Origin of the sequence: Cellulomonas septica (assembly GCF_012396155.1) — a bacterium.
Lineage (GTDB): Bacteria > Actinomycetota > Actinomycetes > Actinomycetales > Cellulomonadaceae > Cellulomonas > Cellulomonas septica.
On the sequence record NZ_JAAXOY010000566.1, the window covers coordinates 1 to 2,366 of the forward strand.

Sequence of the window (2,366 nt, forward strand, 5' to 3'; positions counted from 1 at the left end):
CGGCGTGGGCGGGCCGCGACGCGGCGGCGTCAGGCGAACGCGACGAGCTGCTTGAGGAGGTCGGTCTGGCGTCGCTCGAGGATCCGCCCGCCGACGCGCACGCCCACGACGAGCGCGACCGTCCCGAGCGCGAGGCCGACGACGAGCGTGACCCATCCGAGCCACGCGATCCCCTGGCGCACGGCGATCAGCGCGAGCACCCCCTCGGGCAGGGACGCGGCGGCGACGGCGAGCGACCCGGCGAACTGCGACACCACGGCCGTCGTCCCGCCGTTCGACTTCGTCTGGAACGGGTTCTCCCCCGCCTTCTGCACCGGGTAGACGACGAGCGCCGACGCGATGCTCGACGCGCCCCATGCGGTGAGGAGCACGCCGAACGAGACGCCGAGGAGCGCGGGCAGCGCGTCGGCACGACCGACGACGAGCGCGGGTGCGACGACGCAGACGAGCACCAGCGGCACGCCGAGCAGGGCGGCGGACAGCACGCGGCCGAGCCGGTCGACCGAGCCGCGCAGGGGTGCGGCGACGTGCGTCCAGAACGCGGAGCCGTCGTACGCCACGTCGGCCGAGATCCCCCACCCCATGAAGTACGCGGCGACCGGCCCGAGGATGAGCAGCAGCTCACCGCCGGGCGAGGAGAACCACAGGAAGATCGGCACGATGGGGATGAACACGAGCGACGCCGCGTAGCGCGGGTCGCGCACCCAGTAGGTGAGGCAGCGGGCGGTCACGGCGCCGAGCGGCGTCGCGGGCAGCCGCGTGAACCAGCCGAGGTCGCGCCCCTTGCCGCCGACGCGCTCCTGGATCGGGTTGACGAGGCTGTGCGCGAGGCTGCGGTCCCACGCGACGGCGAGCACCAGGAGCGTCACGACGGCGACCGCGAGGCGGCCGAGCGCGACGAGCCAGTCACCGTCGACGACGGCCGCGGGCACGCCCCACGTGGCGCCCAGCGGCGACCACGCGAGGCCGTTCACCAGTCCGTCGAGCTGGGCACCGTCGAACGCGCCGCCGAGGCTCGACAGGATCGGGCCGATGAGGAAGATCGGCAGCAGCGCGACGATCGCGAGCACCTCGCGCACGCGCCGACGGGCGACCAGCGGCGCGACGAGCGTCGTCGTCGCGCGACTGCCGATGACGGCGGTGGCGAGGAACAGCAGCGCCGCGGGGATCGCGGCGACCAGCGCGGCGGGGTCGCGCCACCACGCGCCGACGGTGCCCAGCGAGACGAGCGTCGTCATCACGCCGGGGACGCCGATGAGCCCGCCGATCGCGAGACCCGCGACGAGCTGGCGGCGCGGGATCGCGAACGTCACGAACCGCGCCGGGTCGACGGTCGAGTCGACACCGAACGCGACGAGCGGGACGACCCACCACCCGAGCATCACGGCCGAGCCCGCGAGCACGACGACGGTGGGCAGCATGTCGGGCGACGCGACCGACACCGTCACGATCCCCGCGACCGCGATCACCGTGACGAACAGCCCGTAGAGCAGGCCGACGACCAGGCCGATCACCTGCCACACGCTGCGCTTGAGCCCGTTGCGCAGCAGCGTGAGCTTCAGTCGGACGAGGTGCGCAACCACGCGAGCCCCTCCCCGCTGACGCGCCCGCCGACGAGGTCGACGAACCGGTCCTCCAGGCTGGCGTCGCCGCGCACGTCGTCGACGGTGCCCGCGGCCAGGACGTGACCGCCCGCGATGATCGCGACGTGGTCGCACATGCGCTGGACCAGGTCCATGACGTGCGACGACACGATGACGGTGCCGCCCGAGCGGACGTACGACGCGAGGATGTCGCGGATGTTCGCCGCGGACACCGGGTCGACGGCCTCGAACGGCTCGTCGAGCACGAGCAGGCGCGGCACGTGCACGAGCGCGCACGCGAGTGCGACCTTCTTCGTCATGCCCGCCGAGTAGTCGACGACGAGCGTGCCCGCGTCCTTCGTGAGGTCCATCGCCGCGAGCAGGTCGCGCGTGCGCTCCGCGGTCGTGTCCCGGTCGAGGCCCCGCAGCAGGCCCGCGTACGTGATGAGCTGCTCGCCCGTCAGGCGGTCGAAGAGCTTCACGCCGTCGGGCAGGACGCCGAGCATGGCCTTGACCTGCAGCGGCGACGCCCACAGGTCCTGCCCGTGGACCAGCACCGTGCCCGCGTCGGGCTGCAGCAGGCCGGTCGCCATCGACAGCGTCGTCGTCTTGCCGGCGCCGTTCGGGCCGACGAGCCCGTAGAACGAGCCCGCCGGGACGTCGAGGTCCACGCCTGCGACGGCGATCTTCTCGCCGAAGCGCCGCCACAGACCGCGCAGCGCGAGCGCGGGCGCGGCGGACGGGGCGGGGTGGGCGGCGTCGGGCGCGGGCACCGGCACGGGG

Annotated in this window: 2 protein-coding genes; both read right to left on the bottom strand. The window is 74.0% G+C overall.

Annotation, left to right across the window (positions count from 1 at the left end):
* Positions 1-29: 29 nt before the first annotated feature.
* A complete protein-coding gene (locus HGA02_RS16620; RefSeq protein ID WP_168680238.1) occupies positions 30-1,583 on the bottom strand; it encodes a hypothetical protein in 1,554 nt (517 codons plus the stop codon).
* A complete protein-coding gene (locus tag HGA02_RS16625; protein ID WP_343035552.1) occupies positions 1,559-2,362 on the bottom strand; it encodes an ABC transporter ATP-binding protein in 804 nt (267 codons plus the stop codon). Before HGA02_RS16625 ends, HGA02_RS16620 begins: the two co-directional genes overlap by 25 nt.
* Between the last annotated feature and the right edge of the window lie 4 nt (positions 2,363-2,366).